The sequence below is a fragment of the Streptomyces sp. AB3(2024) genome (assembly GCF_041862025.1).
Taxonomy (GTDB): Bacteria; Actinomycetota; Actinomycetes; order Streptomycetales; family Streptomycetaceae; genus Streptomyces.
Genome location: NZ_JBGWAB010000163.1, coordinates 1 through 16202 on the forward strand (window position 1 = coordinate 1; position 16202 = coordinate 16202).

The window sequence follows — 16202 nt, forward strand, 5'->3', positions numbered from 1 at the left end:
GAGTGTTCGTGAGGTGGCGAGCGCGCTGCTGGTGAGGTTTCCGCGCGGCTGGTGAGTCTGGGGTCTTTTGAGGCTGTGACCTGTAGTGGGGAGGTGGGGGGGGGGGGGCGGGGGGGGGCCCCCCCCCCCCCCCCCCCCCCCCCCCCACCGCCGTGGCTCAGCCGTGACGGCGCGGGGGTTCTCGTGGTGAGCGAAGCGGTGAAGGCGCTGCCGTTCTCTGGGGGCAAGCAACCTCACTCCCCCTCGGAAGGTCCTCATGACACGTCGTCGCACCCTCCCTCCCGGCCGGGAGCGGTCCGCCCGCCGGGCCGCGGTCTCGAAGCCGCTGCGGGCCTCGCGGCCGGAGACCGTCCCCGCTGGCCGGCCCGTATCTCACGGTCCGCGGCTGGCCCGGATCGGTGTCTGGTCCGCGCTCGCGGCCGGCCCCCTGGCCCTGGCCGTCGCCCTGGCCTCCCCGGCCGGGACCGCTGCCCAGGCTGCCCCGGCCCCGATGCCGAGCAGCACCCGGGTACAGGCCGACCCGGCAGGAACGGCCGCGTACTTCGTGGAGCTGTGGCTGCGCGCCGACCCGTCCGCCCCCGACAGCCCGGTGGGGGCGGCGGTGCGGAAGATGGCGCCGCAGGCTGAACTCCCCGCCCGGTCCCGCGGTGCCGGCAGCCCCGCGGCGGTACGGGTGACCCCGCTGCGCACGGTCTTTGTGCCGGGAGGCGGTGGGTGGACGGTGACGGTCGCCGCCGTTACCGACGAGCGGCGCGCGCCGTCGCCGGGTGGCGGCTCGAACCAGGCGGTCGTGCAGCCCGCGGCGCGGTACTTCGCCGTCAACGGCACTGGAGGCCAGGACGGCGGGCCGTTGGTGGTCACTGGTTCGCCCGTCGAGGTTGCCGCCCCTGATGACAGGGGCCGCATATTCTCGGCTCAGCGCGGGAGGGAGCGGCGGCGGTCAGCCGATCGGCTGCCGGGACTCGGCCCGCACCTTCAAGGTGGTCTCGGCGACCTTGGCCAGGTCAACGGATCCGGGCGTCTGCCCCACGATCTCCGGGGTGACCACGCCGACCGAGGCGCCGGTGTTCTCATCCGCCCAGGCGCACATCGGCAGGGTGCTCTCGGCACCGGCCCGCCTCATGGTCAGCACCTGGCACGACAGGGTGATGCCGGAACCGGGGGGTGTGATCTCCCGGGCGGGGACCGCCAGGGTGGCGCCTTCGGCGTCCGCCGCGCCGCCCAGCATCTTCCTGCGTGCGCCATCGGGGTCCTTGAACTGGCCGTACATCCCGGAGAAGACCAGGGCGCCCTCTCCCTTCGGGGAGTTGGAGGTGTACTGGCCGACGACCGGCTTCTGGTTGCGCATCTTCGAGTCGTAGCTGCCCTTCAGGGCCTTCTTGCCTTCGCTGTCCGACAGGTCCTGGGCCAGCTCGTACTTGCCGTTCAGCATGGTCTTGGGAACGGTGAGCCGGTACCGGGCCTCGGGGAAGCCGGATCCGCTCGCCGAGGATCCGGCCCCCGCCAGCAGCTTCACGCCGAATCCGAGGACGCCGAGCACCACGACCGAGCCCGCGACGATCGCGATCACCCTGCCCGTCCGGTCCTTGCGCGGCGGGCCCATCGGGGGCTGGCCCCACACTCCTTGACCGGGATACGGCTGCGGCGGATGGGGATGGCCCGGGTACGGCTGCTGATGCGGGTGGGGTGTGGGCTGCGGGGCGTGCAGCTGTCCACCGTACGGATTCGGGGGATGCACAGACCCATAAGGGCCGGGAGGCTGCGACATGCTCATGCCCGAACGCTACGTCAGCCCCGCGCGCCGCAACCGACCCAGGGTGCGCCGGACGCCCCCGGCTTCCCCGTCCACGAACCGTACGAGGGAGGTGAAGACGCGAGCGGGTACTGACGCCGAAACAGCCGACGCGGTCCCCGGCACGGGCGTTCTGCGCGACGATGGGCCCATGCGGAACACCAAGGCCTTTCAGGAAGCGGTCGCCGAGACTCTCAGCGAACTGGCCCGGCGCGGCGTGACTGTCCGCCCGGGCAGCATCGCCGACGCCATCGAGCAGAACATGCGTGCGATCTCCCAGTAGATGGGCATTCAGGAGCGCTCTGCCCGGAGGTACTTCGATCCCGCCGCCTTCGCGGATCGCATCGCTGAGCAGCGGCAGAGTTTCAGGGACAGCAGCGCCGAGGCCGGGATCGGGCGGGCCCCATGCCGCCGCTCGACAACCCGGAACCGGCCCTTGTCCTCGCAGGAGTACCCGACTCGTTGGCAGAGAGCGGCGGGGACTCTACAACGTCATCGTCAACATCAACGTCAACGCGTGGATGGCCGGCCACATCCACGGCGAGGACGGCTGCACCGGCTGTCAGGCGAGCCGCGGCCCGGCGGGCCACGACTGGCAGGCCCGGATGAACACCATCACCACCCTACGGCCCGACATCAGCAAGTGGTTCGACGGTGACGTGTGGACCACCGCGCTCAACGACAGCGGATACGGCGTCACCCGCGCCTGACCGTCTGGTGCCTGCGGCACTTCCGGATCCGTCCGCTCACAAGACATCCCCACATTCAACGACCCCGGTGGCCAGAGGGCATCTCCCCGACGAGGGAGAGCCGAGGCCCGCAACCCCCGTCCGGATCCGAAGGGAGGAGGCAGCATGGGCAGGCGCCGCTGCTATCCCTCGGACACCTGGGACGACGAGTGGGCCTTGATCGAACCTCTGCTGCCCACGCCGGCCTGCGAGACGAGGACCGGCGGGCGGCCGGAGAAGCACCCGCGGCGCGAGATCGTGGACGCGATCCGCTACGTCGTGGACACCGGATGCAAGTGGCGGGCGCTGCCGAAGGACTTCCCGCCCTGGCGGACCTGTTACGGGTTCATGGCCCGCTGGGCAGCGGCCGGCGTCGTCGGCCAGATCCGCGACCACCTGCGCAAACGGGTCCGCCGCGACATGGGACGGGCCCCCGGCGCGGTCGCGACCGTCATCAACTCGCAGTCCGTCAAGGCTGCGGAGACCGTCGGCCGCGACTCACGCGGCTACGACGGTGCGAAGAAGATCAACGGTCGCAAGCGCCACATGGTCGTGGACACCAAGGGCCTGCCGCTGTTCGTGATGGTCACCCCGGCCGACATGACCGACCGGGACGCCGCCAAGGAAGTCCTGTTCCGGCTCCGCCTCATGCACCCCGAGATCACGATCGTCTGGGCCGACTCCGGCTATGCCGGACAGCTCGTGACCTGGGCGAAGAAGTACCTGAACCTCACTCTGAAGACCGTCAGCCGGCCCAGGGACGCCAAGGGATTTGTCCTGCTGCCCCGGCGCTGGGTGGTCGAGAGGTCAATCGCCTGGGTCATGCACGCCCGCCGGCATGCCCGCGACTACGAACGCCTGATCCAGCATTCCGAATCGCTGATCACCTGGGCCGCGGTCACCCTCATGACCAGGCGCATCACCCGCCGCCAGTCCCGCCGGGCCGGGCAACTACGTCCCGCGAAGCCCAACGGGACTGACCGATTCGGCATCGTTCTACCGGATTGTCACGGCAGTCACCATGGCGAACGCCATCCGGACCAACCCGAGTCGGTGACCGAACCCAGCTTCCCACGGCGGCAACCCACCCGACAGGCGAACGGGGGAGGCTGACCAAGATACGGGTCAGAGGGGCAACGGGATGATCTTGAACAACTGACGGGCCTACTGTGGTGCCGAGATCGCTGCGGCGTACTCGTCGTGCTCGCGCAGCATCCTCATCACGGCTTGGGAAGCCAGCCCTCTGGTACTTGATCCAGCGTCAACGGGCCGGGGTCAGGGCTGTGGGTGCCAGCACCCATAGCAGTGCCCTGCCGGTCAGGGGTGTGGTGGCGATCAGGGTCAGGTAGACCTCGATCAGCGAGCCGGCGCCGGTGAGCACATTGAGGTCGTCGGTCCATCGGGAGAGCAGGTAGATGGCGGCGTCCACGATGAGCCAGGAGGCGAGGTTGGCTCCGATCCACCATTTCCAGCGTGTGGTGACCTTGCGGAGGACCAGTGACTGCGACAGGCCGAGCAGGGGCCCCAGAGCCAGGCTCTGGCTTGCGGCCAGCAGATAGACCGTCGAAACCGTCTCGCGGGAGTCCTGCGCGCTGATCACGGCGGGCATGATCACCACCAGCCATGCGAGCAGCGCCGGACCGACGTTGGAGGTGATCCACACCTTGCGCGGGACGGGGACCCGCTCCTTGACGACCAGCCATTGCAGCGCTCCCAGGACTCCGCCGAACAGCGCGGCTCCCAGGGTCGCGATCAGGAGCGCGAGGATCACGTTGTGGCTGGCCAGGTTCATGTGGAGCACGTCGTTGCCCAGCAGGATCAGCAGGAACCCGACGGTCAGCACGGTGACGAAGGCGAGCGTGTTGTAAGCGATCCACCGCCAGTACAGGCGGGCGTCCCACCCGCTGGACGAGGCGGTTTCGCGGCCGGAGCCGGAAGCGGTCATCACCCACTCCTCGGGAGGACGCGGCCGTACATGCCGCTTCATGATCGAACGCTGATCACCCCGGACCCGGTTGGCGACGCCGTGCGCCCCTGCGGTTCTGCTCTCCCGACCACCCTTGTGGCCCCCCTCCCCCTTGTTGCGGCAATGACATCGCGGACGCGCGAGCGGCCAAGTCGGTGACCTCTTGGCGTGCCTGCCGCGCAGCACCCCGGCCACCGGGGAGGTTGGGCTCAGGGCATGCGCTGCGGTCGGGGTGGAATCGTGAACGGAAACTCGGGTCGTCACCGTCGACAGGTACTGCTCGCCTCAGTGCGTTCGCTGGTAACCGCGGCACTCCTGGTGGCCGCCTACTACCTGCTGCCCATGGACTCGGCCTTCACGGCCACCACCGTCCTCGCGCTCCTCGGCGGTATCGCGGCTGTGGCAGGGCTCCTGGCCTGGCAGATCTACCAGATCACTCTTGCTCCGCGGCCCGGCCTGAAGGCCATGGAGGCCATGGCGATCACCGTGCCGCTGTTCATCCTGCTCTACGCCACCGCATGCTTCCTCCTGGAGCACACCACGCCGGGCAGTTTCAGCGAACTCCTGTCGCGCACCGACGCGCTGTACTTCGCGATGACCGTGTTCAGCACGGTCGGGTTCGGGGACATCACCGCGCGCAGCGAGAGCGCCCGGCTGCTGACCACGGGACAGATCACGCTGAACCTGCTGCTCCTCGGCGTGGCGGCCCGGCTCCTGACCAACGCGGTCCAGCGAGGCCGCCAACGCCGTGACCAGCCTGCCGGTCCCGGCGGGAGCGGCAGCACGCCGCCCGCCCCGTGAATTGCCTCTCAGACCTGGGCGGCGCGGCCCAGGTCCGACAGGGTCGGGGTCCCAGCGGCGGTCTCGCCTACCGGCTGCCGTTCGTCAGGTACTCGTCGATATGGCGGGCAGTGTGATAGCCGCTCTGGATCGCCCCGTCAATGAACGAGCGCCACCCGATCGCGGAGTCGGCACCCGCGAAGAACAACCGTCCCTCGGTGGTGCGCAGGTCGGGCAGGATGCTTGCCAGCTGTCCGGGCCGGTAGATGCACCAGGTGCCCAGGGAGAGCGGGTCGTTGGACCAGTCCCAGCCGACAACGGATTCCACCTCGACGCCGGGGAGCAGGGGCTGGAGTGCTTCCTGCATGCCGGCGGTGTCGTCGAAGGCGGTCATGGGCAGCCGGTCGGGGTTGCTGGAGAACGCGACGACCCAGGTGCCTTCCGGGCCGCCCTTCGCGTAGGTGACCACCCAGTTGACCGCGTACGCCTCGGGGGCGAGCACGCTCACGTTCCCGATGTCGCCCTTGACCTTGACGATGCTCTTGCGGCCGGCGCCGGCGTGCCGCTCATCGGCGGCCCTCCGCTTGGTGTCGGACAGGCGGGGCTCGAACTCCACACTGTTCAGGACGTTCATCGGCAGCGCGATCACAGCCGTGGGCGCGGTGATCGTGTCACCACCCGCGAGCTCGACGCGTACCTCGCCATCGCTCTGGACAACACGCGTGACGTGCGAGTTGAGGCGGAAGTCGGTGAGCGTGGCGTGCCCCGCGATGCCGTCGATCAGCTCGCGCGTGCCCTTCACCAGCTTCGTCGCCGTCAGAGCGGCCGAAGCCTGCTCGGCGCTCCACCCCGACAAAGCGTAGGTGCGCAAGTATTCGGTGACCGCGGACTTGTCGAGCGGGCCGAGCGCCACCGCGCAGCACATCGACTCCAGCCAGTCATACAGCACCGGGTCGGCCTTCACCGTCTCCAGCTGCTCGCGGAACGAACGGTCACCGATGCCTTGCGGATCCGGACCCCACGCTTCCGTGTACGGCTCCGGGAACAACTCCGTGCCCGGCGAGCAGAACTGGTTGAGCAGCTCCATCGCGCGGGCGACGTCGTCGTCGGAAAGGTCCACGACGCGTCCGCCGGAGACGACGGCCTGGCGCAGCCCTTCCACAACCGGCAACGGCTCGGTTTCGATGCCGTAGCGCTGCATCTCGGCCCACACGTTCGGCTGGAGCGGATGCACCCACGTGCCGCCGAACTCCATGGCGTGCCCGTCGTGGTCCTTCGTGTAAGTCCGCCCACCCAGCCGGTCACGTGATTCGACCAGCACCGCGCGGCGTCCGCGCATCGTCAGCTCACGCGCCGCCGTCACACCGGCGAACCCGCCACCGATGATCACGGCATCCGGACGAGAATCTGCCTTGCTCACTACTGGATCCCTTCGGTCTTCCGGCGCCAGGCGCAGATGGTCGCCGTCGTGGGTCGGTGACAGCGGCCGACGTGCCCGTTTCCGGGATGGTGCCGACAGCCGGGGCGTTCGGGCCGGCCGGTTGCCGTGGCCGTGGTCAGGCGATGACGAAGAACTTCACGAACGGCGAGCGGGTGCGCCAGGTCGCGCTGAACCCGTCCGGGAAGGAGTAGATGCCCCCGGCGATGAGGTCGATCTTCTTGCCGTCCGGGGTCTCCAGCTCCGCTTCACCCTGCAGGACGTGGAACGTGTCGGAACCCGTCACGTCGTAAGGGATCTCCGCGCCGATCTCAGGGTCGGTCCTCCACAGGCCCCCCATCAGGCCGCCTTCCTTCTGCACCAGGAAATGGACCTGCCCCATCTCCCGGCCCTCCTCGACAAACGGCTCCCAGGAATCCGTCGTAATGGACGAGGCCGAAACACCAGGAAAATCCGTCATATCACCCTCCACAGGGAGACAAACTGCCAACCGCAGCAGCAGACCAGACATCACCGCCGCTGCCGATGAGGCCGGCAGGAGCCATCCCTCCGATGCCGGTACCGCACTGCTGCTCGGGCGCCATCACTTCTGGACCAGAGGTTCCACGGTGGCTTCAAGATCATCCCGTTGCCCCTATGACCCGTATCTCGGCCAGACCCGAACGGCCCTCACCAGACGGCTGGGTTCCGCTGTCGGCCCCCGCGAATCAGCCATGTTCGAATCCTGACCTGGGGAAACACTGCCCGGAAGATTGAACACAGGCACTAACCTTGCCGTTTAACGTTCCAGGCTGAACAACGCCTCAATCGCCCAAGGGTCTGGGGGACGGGCTCGGAGTCCCTGGATCAGTTGGCTTTGCCGATGGTGCTGCGGGCCGCGAGGCGGAAGTCCTTGACGGCTTCGTAGAGGGTCCGTTCTCGTTCGGCGGCAAGGGCGATGTCTTCGGTCCTGTGGGTGGTGTTCCCCGCGTGGGCGTTCTCGGCCATCTGTCGCATGACGTGTGCGAGATCGGCGGAGGCGTTGGTAACGCGTTCCGCGACTTCCGCGAGGGACGCTGGCCCTTCGAGGATGACGATTTCGCAAGCGCGGTGGACCTCACGGGCCAGGGTGATGAAGCGGCCTATCTTCTCGTCGATGTCGGGCAGGTCGGGTTGGTCTGAACGCAGCGCGTCGAGGACGACGTCCATGGCGATGTCGCGGTCATGGAGAGCGCTCAGGTAGCCGGCGTATGCGTCGCGGCGATGCTGGCGGCTCCATTGGGCGTGCTGGGACCGGGCCTGAGCACGGCCGTTGACGATTGCGGCCCCGAGAGTGGTGGCGGAGCCGACGGCGGCGCCCAGCAGCGCAGCAAGTCCTGAGTCCATGGCCCTAGTCTGCCGTTCTTGCTGTTCATCCAGTTCGCCGGGGCTTCGTCCCCTTCTTGTGGTGTGCGGGTCGGGTGTAGGACTCGCCGGTGGCGAGGACGCGTCCGACGTCGTAGCGGGTGGCGGGCCGCCGGTTCTTCGAGCCGAGCGGGCGGCCGGGGCCGGTACGGGTGGGTTTCGGTGCACCGGCTGGCGTGCCCGTCTTCGCGTGCAGGTTCCTGAACCCGCGACGGACCCGGGCGGGGGTGAGTCTGTTCGGTTCCGCCGGCCGCTCCCACGGCCGACGCAGATCCCGCGCGAGCGGGCGGGCCAGGCGAAGCTGAGCGTGCGCGGCCAGGACGATCCAAGTCCAGCGGTCGGCGGCCTGCGAGTCCCGCAGTTTGGGCCGGGTCCAGCCGAGAGTCTGCTTGAGCAGTCGGAAGGTGTGCTCGACGTCGAACCGGCGAAGGAACGCCTGCCAACAGCGGTCGACGTCCTGGGGATCGGCGCCGGTGCCCGACCACCACAGCCAGACGGGCTTGTTCACGCCGCCGCTGGGCAGTTTCTCGACCGACAGGCGGATCACGGTGCCCTCGATGATCGGCAGCGGCCCTTCGTGATCGCCCCATGCCGCCCGGCGGGTGAGCCGGGGATGCAGCCGGTCCCACGCTTGCGCAGTCGCGGTCCCATACCTGTCGGTGTCCGTGACGGTGACCGCGTATGGATCACCCCAGGTATCGGGCCGGCCGAAGACGAACTCACCGCCATGCTTGGGCGGGCGGCCGCCCTGCGGCGGGCAGATCCACGGCACCGGAACGGGCTTACGCATCACCCGGTCAGAACGGAGCCTGCCCAGAACCTCCACTGGCAGGTCGGTCAGGAGGTGGGCGATGCGGGGCGCGTCGTAGCCCGCGTCCAGCACGACCAAGACCTTCGGGTCCCCGTTGCGCCACTGGCCGACGTCCACGAGACGTTGGACGACGTCGCGGGCTTGGTCGGCGGTGACTGCGGCCAAGTCGGCGCCGGGCTCCAGCCGGATTGCGTCGAGCAGTGCTGTCCACGAGGTCCGGCCGGTCTCCAGCGCGGCGACGATCGAGTACGGCCAGCCGGGCACCATCTGGTGCTTGCCCGGGCCCCGGCCGAAGGTATGGCAGAAGGAGCGGTCTGAGGAGGTGTCGGCGTCCGGATGCAACCACGGGGAGACGTCTACCGCCAGCACCAGCCGCCCGTCGCCTGCTCGGGGAAGCGGGATGCTGGTCAGTGCCCGACGCAGCCTGGCGACGTCGATCCGACCGTGGTTGATCCCGGAGTACAAGGCCCCGTGCCCGCGCCGATGCTCTGGAGCCAGCGCCAGGTCCACGAGGGTGCGGACCGGACCGTCGGTGCACAGCAACGCGTCGCACAACTCGAACAGGGCATCGCTCCGCGCGGTCAGGCACGCGTATAACTCCGAGCGGAACTCCGCCACCACCGTCAACGCGTCTCGTTGAACCTCATGCTCGACCAGCCCCACGATCCCGGCCTCCGTACTGCGCTGTCGCTCATGACAGGATCGGCCCGCGGCCCCTCACACATCAGGTGAACTGGGGAAACGCCGAACAGGTTCGAGCCCCGTTCGACAGCGGACCTTAAACGGCAAGCTAACTCTCACGAACCGAACGCACCACGGAACACACTCCGATCACCCATCGGCGGCCCGACCGTCAGGCCGCGCCGGAAACATGCCGAAAGATCCTGTTTGTTGTCAATAGCCCCGATTCTGGGGCTGGTTGGGAGCGCACCGCACAAGTCGCCTACGCGTACGCGAGGCCCCGCGCCACCCGGACGGGTGAACCGCGGGGCCCTCCGGCCGCCGTACCGACGGGATGCCGGTCGGCGACGCACCCCCGGTTCCCGAGCCGCCTCGCGGGTGGCCCGGGGAACCGGCCACGGGCTAGCCGCGCGGGCGGCGGCCCCGGCGCTTGCGGCGGTGCGCGGCAAGGTGCACGGCCTTGCCCAGGGTCAGAGCGTCCACGGCGAGGTGAGTGCGCGGGAGGCGAACAGGACCTCCAGGCGGCGCCTGCGCTCCTCGTACGGAAGCGTGAGCAGTTCGGTGCCGTCGGCCATCAGGATGTCGAAGGCCACGTAGAAGGCAGGCAGGCGGACCGCGAGGGCGGGGGCGCCCAGGGCGCGTGCGGCGGCGGGGCGCTGCAGGCCCTCGAAGGACAGGGCGCCGGCCTCCACGTCCCAGGCGAGGACTTCGCCATCGAGGACCAGGCCGTCAGGCAGCTGGGCGGCGGCGGTCACCAGGTCGGGGAACGCGTCCTGGATCAGGGCACCGCGGCGGGTCTGGAGCAGCACCCGCCCACCCGGACCGGCCGGAGTGAACACGAGCAACCGGTGCCCGTCATTCTCCAGACTTCGTTGTGTCTCATGAGACAGATTCGTTCCCTTGCGGTAGCCGGGAGCTTCTAATCGTGTGCCGCCCGAATGTTGACCTGTACTGCTGCGGGCTTTGGACCTGCTGGCGATGCTTTCTGTTCTGCACTCCTCCCCGACCTTGGTGTTGTACGTTCGCCCCATCTGGTGGGCTGGTTGGTTCACGCCGAGGGGATTCGGACGTAGCCGTGGCGCGGGAACCGCAGTTGGTGGAGCCAGGGAATCCTGAGGGGGAGACATGGCGTATCAGGTGGAGTTGCCCATCGGCGTGGCGGGCGGGCCACAGGACGTGGTGAGGGTCGAGATCGCGCCGATCGGCGAGGACGGCCTGGTCAGGGTGGCGCGGCCGGGGCAGGTGATGGCGCGCGCCTCGCGGTCCCTGGGGGAGATGGTGAACGGAATCCGGCCGGTCGCGCAGAGTTTCGTGGATGGCTTCCGTGGCATGGTCCACGGACCCGACGAGCTCAACCTCGAGTTCGGGCTGTCGTTGTCCGCTGAGGCTGATGTGATCATCTCCAGTACGGCGGCCCAGGCCAACTTCAAGATTTCGCTCACCTGGCACCGTCCCCCGTCCGACGGGATCGGCGCCCCCGCAGAGCAGGCGCAGTGACCCCGTTAGGGCCGCAGGCGGCGGAGGGTACCGGACCGAAGGCTCTGAATACGGCAGTGCTGCGGATCCGCGGTATACGGGGAGATGCGGTGGGCCTGGGATTCCTGGTCTCCCCGGAGCTGGCTCTGACGTGTGCACACGTAGTGTCCGCAGCCCTTGGCACACCGCAGGACCAGGGACCGCTGGCCGACGCCCGGCTCCACATCGATCTGCCACTGCCGGCCGCCTCCGGGTCGGATGGCGCGGGCGTGACCGCGAGCATCGAGACTTGGCTGCCGCCGCAGGAATCGGGTGGCGGGGACGTGGCGGTGCTGCGACTGGATACCCCGTTGCCCGGCGCCGTCCCGATTCGGCTGGTCGAGGACGACATGGTGTGGGATCACCCGGTGCGTGCCTTCGGTTTTCCAGCCGGGCGCCCAGGAGGGGTATGGCACTCCGGTGTCCTGCGGGCGGAGCAGAGCCAGGGGTTGCTGCAGGTCGACCTGACCGGAACGGGCTATCCGGTCTCCAGGGGCTTCAGCGGCACACCCGTGTGGGATGAGGACCTGGGCGGCGTGGTCGGCATGATGGCGGTTGCCGAGTCCGGGCACCCCTCGGCCAGCTACCTGATCCCGACCGCCAGCCTGCTGAATTCATCGCCCCAACTGCGCGGTCTGACCCTGCCCCCGTCGCCGTTCCGCAGCCTCAAGGCGTTCCAGGAGTCCGATGCCCCGCTCTTCTACGGCCGGCAGGCTGAGAGCAACGAACTGGCCCGGGCCCTGGCCAGCGAGCAATGGGTCACACTCGTGGGAGCCTCCGGAGCCGGAAAGTCGTCTCTCGCGCTGGCCGGGGTCGTGCCGCGGCTGCGCGAAGCGGGCGCCGTAGCCGTCGTCGTGCGCCCGACCTTCGGCAGCAGTCCGCTGGCAGCCCTCGCTGCCGTGCTGCTTCCGATGCTGGAACCCAAGCTGTCGGAGACACAACGCCTGCTGCGGCTCACGGAGCTGACCGAGGTTCTGCGGCAGGGCGGACTGGCCGACGTCGTACCCCGGCTGCTGGAACTGCGGAAGAGCCGTCGGCTGCTGGTGGTGGTCGACCAGTTCGAGGAACTGCTCGCGCTCACCCCGCAGGCCGTCGACGAGCTGGCCGATGTCCTGTTCGCCGATGCCCTCCCGCGCACGGTCCGGGTGCTGACCACCTTGCGGGCCGACTTCCTGGAGATCGCACTCGCACATCCTCGCCTCGGGCCCGCCCTCAGCCGACGCGTCCACGCCCTCGGTCCCCTGAGCCCCGAGCGGCTGCGCGAGGTAGTGACCGCGCCCGTCGACGCCATCCCCGGTGTGCACTACGAGCCTGCCCTCGTGGACCGAATCCTGGAGGACACCGGCACCGAGCCGGGTGCCCTGCCGCTGCTGGGCTTCACCCTCGACCTGCTGTGGCAGAAACAGCGCGGTGGCCTGCTGACCTATCAGGCGTACCGAGACCTCGGCGGTGTCACCGGCGCGCTGAGTGCCCATGCCGACCAGGCCTGGAACGAGCACGTCCCGAAAGAGGACGAGCTGGCGGCGCAAAGGCTGTTCACCCAGCTCATCCGGGTCCCGATGGGCTCGCCGGCCGCGACACGCCGGATGGCCCTGCGAACCGAACTGGGCGAGCAGGAGTGGCGCGTCGCCCAGCAACTCGCCAGCACCCGACTGCTGGTGACCGGCCGCAGCGCCGAGGGCGTCGAGACGGTGGAGCTCACACACGAGGCTCTGATCAGCGGCTGGGAAAAACTGGCGGCGTGGGCCGCGAAGGACCGCTCCTTCCTGGAGTGGCGGGAGTCCCTGCGCCACGACATGGACCGCTGGGAGCGCGCTGAACGCTCCCCCGAGCTGTTGCCAACCACCGTGGCACTGGCGGTTGCCCAGGAATGGGTGACCGGGCGCGACGGCGACTTGACGACGGCGGAACGCGCCTACCTGGACAGCGGGCGAACGTACCGTCGTTCCCTGGCACGCCGGGCGCGGAGACGCCGGTCCGGCATCGCGATCATCACGGTGGTGGCCGTGACGCTCGCGGCGCTGTTCTTCTTCGCGCGTCAGCAGAGCCAGGAGCGTGAGGCGCTGGCCACCTCACGCGCACTGACACAGGCATCGCAGGACGAGGTGTCCGCCGACCCTGCCCGCTCGGTGATGTTGGCGCTGGCGGCCTACCAGACCTCACCGACCCAGGAGGCCCGCAATCAGCTGATGCGGCTCTACCTGATGCACTCGGACAAGGGCCGGATGGTCTCCGGCCTGCTGGGAACAGTCCGGACCTTCCAGACGAGCCTCGACGGCAACGTCCTGCTGGCCATCTCGAAGACCGGCCGGGCGACACTCTTCGTGCACGCCGCCACTGGGGACGTCCGCAGCGCACAGGTGCCCTCGGTCGGCCAGGTGAAGTTCCCACTGGTCTCGGCGGACGGGAAGCGGGCCGGTTACGTCCAGGACGACGGCAAGGCCGCATGGTTCCCTGTGAACGCCGACGGCGACCAGCCGATGGGTGAGCTGCACAGGCTGCCTGAGGCACCGGGAACAGCCGTCGACTCGAACAAGGGCATGGACCCCACGATGTCGGTGGACGGCACATTGATCCTTGCCAGGGTCCTGGACCAATTGATCTGGTGGGACCTGGACAGCGGCACCATCGCGCGTTCGACGCCCGCACCCGCGGATCGCGACAAAGAAAGCAACGACCTGTGGATCGGCCCGGATAACCGCACTCTGTTGGCGATCCGCTCCGGATGGGGGAACAACAACACGGCCCTGCTCGCCTACGACCCGGCGACCGACGCATTACGTGTCGTCGTGAGGGACGTGCAGCAAATCGTGCTCTCCGGTGACCGGACGGCAGCAGTGGTGTGCCGCTGGTCAGAGCCCGGTGAGACAGCCCTGAGCCTCATCCGGGTCTCCGACGGCGCCCAGCAAGGACAGCCTTACAGCGAGCAGGACAAGCGTTTCAAGGCGGGCAGCTGCTCCAACGACGGTGTCAGCGCGACGGGCAGCCAGGTAGCGATCTACGACAAGGACACCGTGAGTGTGGTGGACCTGCTTCAGAGCAAGGTCCTCTCCCGCACCCCTGCGAAGTCGGCTTCCTCGTACGGCCGGTTCGTGTCCGCCGCCGGAAAGCTCTTCCACGTCTCGTCGAAGGACTCACTGATCACCTACACCGATCTTGCTCCCGGAGGCGGCGTACTCCAGATCAGCCAGCAGGGGCTCACCAACGACGGAACCCGCACGATCAGCATCCTTGCAGACGGATCCGCCATACAGCTGCGGCCTGCGGTAGGAGACAACAGCGTCCTGCTTGCCGAAGCCGCGCGGCGCAAGCCCTACTGGATAGCAGGAGACACGGACCAGATGCGACTGAGCAGCGACGGTAGCCTGCTCGCCAGCCAGGAGGGACAGAACGTGATCTCGGTCCGTGAGGTCTCCACCCTGCGGGAAGTGGCCGTCATCACCGCCTCCGAACCTCCTCCCCTGGCCACGGTCACGCCGTCGACCCTGGGGCCTGCAGTACCGGCCGGGGACGCCGGGAAGTGGGACTTCCAGTACTACTTCGACGGCGGCGGGAATGTGCTCACGGTGTCCGGAACCGTGGTGCAGCAGTGGGATCCGCGCACCGGTCGGGAGCTCGCGCACTTCGACGCGAAGGCCCTGCAGCCCAAAGATGCCCCCGAGGGCCAGCCGCACATCTCGATAGGCCCCTATCCGGCCCCGAACAAGGTGGACGTGGTCACGTGGGGTGATCCTGATGTCCGCATCGTTGATATCACCACAGGCGCTGTCACCGAGACTGTGAGGACCACCGAAGACATCCTGGCCGTGCAGTTCGACCGCAGCGGTCGCTACTTCGGGTTGATGCGCCGCGGATCGATCGTCGAGCTGTGGCGGCGTGACCCGCTGCGTAAGGAACTCGGCCCGCTGCGCAGCACCGCCGAGGACCTGGTCACACCGACCGTCACGCAGTTCGTTGACCGGGACGGCCGCTTCTTGATCGCCGCCAACAACGCCGTACGGATCTACCGCGTTGGGGAGCGTGCCCCGCAGGACTCCTTCGAATTCGGTGAACCGCCCGGCAGCACTTCGAACCGGTCGTACTTGTTCATGGACATCTCGAAGGACGGCAGCACGGTGATCTACGCTGACCCGTCCGGAGCAGGCGGCGTCCTCCGGCTCGACCCGCAGATGTGGCGGCGCGACCTGTGCAAGATCATCGGCTACCGGCAGTTCACCGATGACGAGCGGGCCAGCCTTCCGGCGCGCGTCCCAGCGCGGCCTCTTTGCGCCGAGCGTTAGGCATGTTCAGCAAGATCGGTGTGCCCGAGGGAACGCGTCGCCGCGCGAACAACTCGGCCAGCTCCGCGTACCCCAGACAGCAACCTCTCCAGCCTTCCATCCTCCCCCTTGTCACTGAAGAACAACCGTACGAATCTCCAACTGCCAAGAACAGGAGGTCCGAGGAACCTGCGACTGGCAAGCCAGGCGAGCGCAACACGGGACCGACGGGCCGACGATAGGCATCTTCCTCGCCCTCGCAGGCATGGTCATCCAAGTGGAGATCCGCAACAGGAAGGACCGGATCAAGTACCGGACCTACTCGGCGCGCGCGCAGGCAGCCCTCCACGGTGGGGCCGCCGGCTTGGTTACTGAGAAGCGTGAGGGGTTCTGGTACTCCGTGCGGCAATCTTGGGCATCGACCTGGCCCCTCGGCGCTGTCCTCGGGCTGACCATCGCGCTGTACTGGTTCGCCGGGCTCATTGCTCATCCCGCACCTGAGCCGACCGCCCCGCCGTACAAGCAGGCCCGGTCAGTCCAGCCATGCAGCCGCGTGCACTCAACTGGCAAGATGCAACGCTCATGACCTGTCGCAACGAAGTTGGTCGACCGGGTCGCGTTGACCTGTGTGGACTGGATTGAGTGACAGCCGCAGCCGCAGCCGCACCGTCAGTGTTCCCGCCGATGCTTGGTCTTCGCGCTCACCTGCTCGCGAAGCAGGGTTTGACAGAAGGCGGACTGAACCGTTCCGGGTTTGATCGAGACTCTAGGTCGTGACTGTGACCTGGGGTTTCGTGGTTTCGCGGTAATGGTTGGTCTCGTATTCGACGGGCGGGATGTGCCCTATTT

14 protein-coding genes are annotated in these 16202 nt (G+C 68.4%); 7 read left to right on the forward strand and 7 right to left on the reverse strand.

Annotated features, from left to right (window positions below):
* Positions 1 to 940 precede the first annotated feature (940 nt).
* Entirely contained in the window at positions 941 to 1570 is a 630-nt protein-coding gene (locus ACEPPI_RS36275) for a hypothetical protein (protein ID WP_373919517.1), read from the reverse strand.
* Between the two features lie 373 nt (positions 1571 to 1943).
* On the opposite strand from ACEPPI_RS36275, the gene ACEPPI_RS36280 reads away from it, so the two are divergent.
* The 3 genes from ACEPPI_RS36280 to ACEPPI_RS36290 all read left to right on the forward strand — a co-directional run bounded on the left by ACEPPI_RS36280 (position 1944) and on the right by ACEPPI_RS36290 (position 3633).
* Positions 1944 to 2075 carry a hypothetical protein gene (locus ACEPPI_RS36280; RefSeq protein WP_373919518.1) on the forward strand — a complete coding sequence of 44 codons (132 nt, stop codon included), beginning with the start codon at positions 1944 to 1946 and terminating at the stop codon, positions 2073 to 2075.
* Positions 2076 to 2313: 238 nt separating this feature from the next.
* Positions 2314 to 2502, forward strand: coding sequence for a hypothetical protein (locus ACEPPI_RS36285; protein ID WP_373919519.1), 189 nt, complete (start codon positions 2314 to 2316; stop codon positions 2500 to 2502).
* Positions 2503 to 2646: 144 nt separating this feature from the next.
* A complete protein-coding gene (locus ACEPPI_RS36290; RefSeq protein ID WP_373919520.1) occupies positions 2647 to 3633 on the forward strand; it encodes an IS5 family transposase in 987 nt (328 codons plus the stop codon).
* A gap of 148 nt (positions 3634 to 3781) precedes the next feature.
* Here the strand turns inward: ACEPPI_RS36290 and ACEPPI_RS36295 are convergent, their stop codons facing one another.
* Positions 3782 to 4465, reverse strand: coding sequence for a hypothetical protein (locus tag ACEPPI_RS36295; protein WP_373919522.1), 684 nt, complete (start codon positions 4463 to 4465; stop codon positions 3782 to 3784).
* Between the two features lie 309 nt (positions 4466 to 4774).
* Here ACEPPI_RS36295 and ACEPPI_RS36300 point away from each other — a divergent pair, with 309 nt between their 5' ends.
* Entirely contained in the window at positions 4775 to 5287 is a 513-nt protein-coding gene (locus ACEPPI_RS36300; RefSeq protein WP_373919523.1) for a potassium channel family protein, read from the forward strand.
* Positions 5288 to 5354: 67 nt separating this feature from the next.
* On the opposite strand, the gene ACEPPI_RS36305 is transcribed toward ACEPPI_RS36300, so the two are convergent.
* From ACEPPI_RS36305 to ACEPPI_RS36325, 5 genes are all read right to left on the reverse strand, one after another.
* Positions 5355 to 6656, reverse strand: a complete 1302-nt coding sequence (locus tag ACEPPI_RS36305) for a flavin monoamine oxidase family protein (RefSeq protein WP_373919524.1) — start codon at positions 6654 to 6656, stop codon at positions 5355 to 5357.
* A gap of 166 nt (positions 6657 to 6822) precedes the next feature.
* Entirely contained in the window at positions 6823 to 7086 is a 264-nt protein-coding gene (locus ACEPPI_RS36310) for a cupin domain-containing protein (protein WP_373919525.1), read from the reverse strand.
* A gap of 464 nt (positions 7087 to 7550) precedes the next feature.
* The gene (locus ACEPPI_RS36315; RefSeq protein ID WP_373919526.1) at positions 7551 to 8069 is read right to left on the reverse strand and encodes a proline dehydrogenase; all 519 of its coding nucleotides are present in this window, start codon (positions 8067 to 8069) and stop codon (positions 7551 to 7553) included.
* Between the two features lie 25 nt (positions 8070 to 8094).
* Positions 8095 to 9561: an NF041680 family putative transposase gene (locus tag ACEPPI_RS36320; RefSeq protein WP_373919527.1), complete on the reverse strand. Its 1467-nt coding sequence runs from the start codon at positions 9559 to 9561 to the stop codon at positions 8095 to 8097.
* A 488-nt stretch (positions 9562 to 10049) separates the two neighbouring features.
* Positions 10050 to 10706, reverse strand: coding sequence for a hypothetical protein (locus ACEPPI_RS36325; protein WP_373919528.1), 657 nt, complete (start codon positions 10704 to 10706; stop codon positions 10050 to 10052).
* On the opposite strand from ACEPPI_RS36325, the gene ACEPPI_RS36330 reads away from it, so the two are divergent.
* The 3 genes from ACEPPI_RS36330 to ACEPPI_RS36340 all read left to right on the forward strand — a co-directional run bounded on the left by ACEPPI_RS36330 (position 10705) and on the right by ACEPPI_RS36340 (position 15939).
* The gene (locus ACEPPI_RS36330) at positions 10705 to 11076 is read left to right on the forward strand and encodes a CU044_2847 family protein (RefSeq protein WP_373919529.1); all 372 of its coding nucleotides are present in this window, start codon (positions 10705 to 10707) and stop codon (positions 11074 to 11076) included. The genes ACEPPI_RS36325 and ACEPPI_RS36330 overlap by 2 nt on opposite strands.
* A gap of 89 nt (positions 11077 to 11165) precedes the next feature.
* Positions 11166 to 15374, forward strand: coding sequence for a trypsin-like peptidase domain-containing protein (locus tag ACEPPI_RS36335; RefSeq protein WP_373919530.1), 4209 nt, complete (start codon positions 11166 to 11168; stop codon positions 15372 to 15374).
* Positions 15375 to 15630: 256 nt separating this feature from the next.
* On the forward strand, positions 15631 to 15939 hold the full coding sequence (locus tag ACEPPI_RS36340; protein WP_373919531.1) for a hypothetical protein: 309 nt from the start codon (positions 15631 to 15633) through the stop codon (positions 15937 to 15939).
* Positions 15940 to 16202 lie beyond the last annotated feature (263 nt).